3 protein-coding genes are annotated in these 3106 nt (G+C 55.8%); all 3 read right to left on the reverse strand.

The window, feature by feature from the left end; all coding sequences use genetic code 11:
• The coding region (locus O6929_13395; protein MCZ6481372.1) for a polymer-forming cytoskeletal protein at positions 1 to 312 on the reverse strand (312 nt) is incomplete at its 3' end.
• A 287-nt stretch (positions 313 to 599) separates the two neighbouring features.
• On the reverse strand, positions 600 to 920 hold the full coding sequence (locus O6929_13400; protein MCZ6481373.1) for a PilZ domain-containing protein: 321 nt from the start codon (positions 918 to 920) through the stop codon (positions 600 to 602).
• A 195-nt stretch (positions 921 to 1115) separates the two neighbouring features.
• On the reverse strand, positions 1116 to 2090 hold the full coding sequence (locus O6929_13405) for a hypothetical protein (protein ID MCZ6481374.1): 975 nt from the start codon (positions 2088 to 2090) through the stop codon (positions 1116 to 1118).
• Positions 2091 to 3106: the final 1016 nt, after the last annotated feature.

The raw sequence follows: 3106 nt of genomic DNA on the forward strand, positions 1-3106 counted from the left end.
CATCGAGAATGACGGTGACCGCACATCCCCAATGAGGACTGCCGGCTTCATCAGTTCGACCTTTTCAGCCGCGTTGATGGTGCCGTTGATCTTGCCGCTGCAGATTAGCGAACCAGCAGAAATGATACCCTTGATAACGGCGTTTTCAGTAACGATCAGCGTGCCCGTCGTGTGAATCTCTCCCTCGAGACGACCGTCAATACGAACCGTGCCATCGAAATGGATGACACCTTTGACGTCAACTCCCTTGCCGAGGAACGTAAAGTTCTCGTCGTCCCGAAGGCTGTTGTGTTTTCCGTTGCGCTTCCACATGGGACCCTCCTCGAACCGGGCGCTAGCGCGCTCCAGGCTCTTCCAAGACCCGAACCGCTCGCCTCCAGAGTAAGGACTGCGCCTGTCACTCCATGACCGGCTGCTCTGTTTCAATCAGCATATACCTCTGTGGGGGGGACTATCTACCCTTCTTTAGAAGGTGGTACTTATACTTGCGCGAGGGTAATAGCTCTTTGGGGAGGGTACCTGGCTGAGCGATCCTGGCAAGGGTGGGGCTGCTTTACTCTGACGTTGTGATGGGTATGCGTAGGCCTTGCAGGAATCCGTCAGTGACCTAGCTGTGTTTCCAGCGTGCTGACGAAGTGGCGAAGGCGTGCCTGCTCCTCGGGCCGCGTGCTGATGAATTCAAGGCCGAACTCGTGGTCTTTGGCCCACCGAACTGCCGCTTGATCAACTTTCAGCGGATCTTCCTGGTCAGGAAGGTAGATATGTAGTGCCAAATGCATACCGTTGTACACATTGGTCTTGCGGGCAACCCCACAGCTGCCCACTGAGAGATTGGCTACAGCCCCGGCTTCAAAGGTTTTGTCACCTGAAGAAGAAATGGCACACTGAATCGCAAAACGCGGGTGCTTGCGTTTTTCCATGGATATTTCCCTCTGTTTGTCCGTTTCCCACAGGGCAAGTCGCAGCCGTTGAAGGACGCAGGCGTTCTGCCGGCTTTGCTGTCACCTCGTCCCTGGCATGTCCACAGGTTGGTGAGGGTCACTCTCTGCTCCCTGACCCCGCCCGGCCCGCGTTCTCTCATCTGTTCGACGTTCCCCGTTGGACCCTCACCCAGGTCATGTAAGTTTGTAGGCGAGGTAGTTTCGCAGCTGCCGTATCGTCATGACCCGCACCTGCGCGTCTTCAAGACTTTCCAGAGGTAGGGGAAGAGACTCCATGACGACAAGGATGCCCAGGTCTGCGCTTTCTTCTTTGAGTCCCTCCCGAAGTTGATCTACCGCCGCTCGCACCAGCGAGATTGGGACCCCTCCAATCCATGGCTTGACCGCAATCAAGAGTTGTTTGCCTCTGATCTCGGCCATGAAGTCTCCCCCAATCGGGCGCGGCTCACCGAGCTTCAGACGCGCGCCCCCCTTCTGCAGGACCCAGACAACCTCTTCCTCAAAGGTAATTCCGGCCTTGAGGGACAGTGTGCTGCCGCTTTCTTCCTGTGCCTCGCGAATCCTCAAGACCAAAAGGACCAGGAGAATGGCCAGGGTGCTAGCGGTGAACACAAGCAGGCCGGTTTTTAAGAGGCCGACAGGCGCGCCGGTCATGATGGCCGATGCCAAAACCAGCAACGTTCCCGTGACCGACGCCAAGAGTGCGATGGGGACCAGGGTCACAATGGTACGCCTGTGGAGGGGCTTTCTTTCTTCCGCGTGCTCCACGACTCTGGCCTTCTCCAGTGGTGAGTCTTCGGCTTTCTGAAGAAGCGGAAAGAGTTTACCCAGAATTGCTTCGCGTTGCCGTGACGTAATCAAGTCGGTCTCCAGGACTCTGGCAAACAGTACCGTGAGAATTTGTAATTCCGAGAGCAGATCCCTTGTCCTTACACGGTAATCTTGTGCTTTTCCTTCTATGAATCGCCTGACCTCGGTTACCGTAGGCTGGTAGCTCTCCAGCACGATGCGCTTGAGGAGCGTCTTTTCAAGATCAGTGTTCGCGGCATGAATTCTCTCCTTCCTCGCCCCGATTGTTTTTCGGTAGGCAAGGAGGAAAAGCGCGACTGAGACGATGACTCCAACAAATGGTTGAAGAGATAATTCCATTAGCGCACTCCACGGATGTTTAATCGGCTCACGCCTGTGATGCTATGAGAAGACTCCGGACGCCGGCAAGGCTAGGCCGTCCGCGGGGACGTGTCAAGGCAGGCATCCGGTGTCGTGGGACCGGTACCACCCCCATCCCCGCTACCCCCCCTGCTCGGTCGAGGGGTCCGGCACTCGCCAGCGCCGAGTGATTTTGTGAACCGAGTTCCGCCGGAGCAAGTTTGCGGGCAAAATGCCAGGCAGCGGGGCTGAGCGCTGGTCGCTCGTCAGTGTTATATACGTGTTAGCGAGATCGACAAAATGGGCTGGAGAGCGAGGGAGAGAAACAAAGAGGGATGAATGACCTCTGCGGCGATCATGCAGGAAGAACAAGGGGATTGCCCAGGTCGTCAATGACTTGAGCAACCCCCTTCGATACAATCCCGGCTTCGGCACCATCGGCCCAATCCCAGGAGCTCCACGCGCATCGATCCGTCCGTGCATTCTAGCCCGGCCCTCTCCCCCGTCATTATTTCGTTCTCGTGGCATCGCTTCCGTTCGGGCTCCGCGACAGACCCCTGACGGAGACGTCGACGACCCCTTGACAGAAGTCCGACGTAGCGATTGCGTGATCGAGGCGAGGCTTACTGATAACTCCTTTGCTTTCGTACAGTTCTGCTGCATTCGTTCAATTCTGTACGGGTGAAAGGGAGCTTAAGAAAAAAGCCCTCAAAGCCGAAGTAGGACATAACGCTATAATGTTACTCAGTATTTTAGCGTGCTTGATTTTAGAATCAGCTACAGGCAGACAGTGGCATGGTTCATGCTAAATTTCCTGACTGCAAGGCCCGGGCATCGGTACAGGACGTAACACTTTATCGAGCCAAGACGTAGATCAACAAGGGAGGCTCGCATGGAATTACGCAGCAATCCGCGCTATCCTATCCAATGCCCGATTGCGTTCTCAGGCGACGACAATACTATCGGAGAAGGGACAGTCGTCAACCTTTCAACGGGCGGATGGAGGGTAAGGAGCG

This window comes from Candidatus Methylomirabilota bacterium (genome assembly GCA_027293415.1).
GTDB lineage: Bacteria > Methylomirabilota > Methylomirabilia > Methylomirabilales > CSP1-5 > CSP1-5.

Coding starts and splice junctions, on each gene's coding strand:
- O6929_13405 (MCZ6481374.1), bottom strand. CDS start 2,090: ATGGAATTATCTCTTCAACCATTTGTTGGAGTCATCGTCTCAGTCGCG.
- O6929_13400 (MCZ6481373.1), bottom strand. CDS start 920: ATGGAAAAACGCAAGCACCCGCGTTTTGCGATTCAGTGTGCCATTTCT.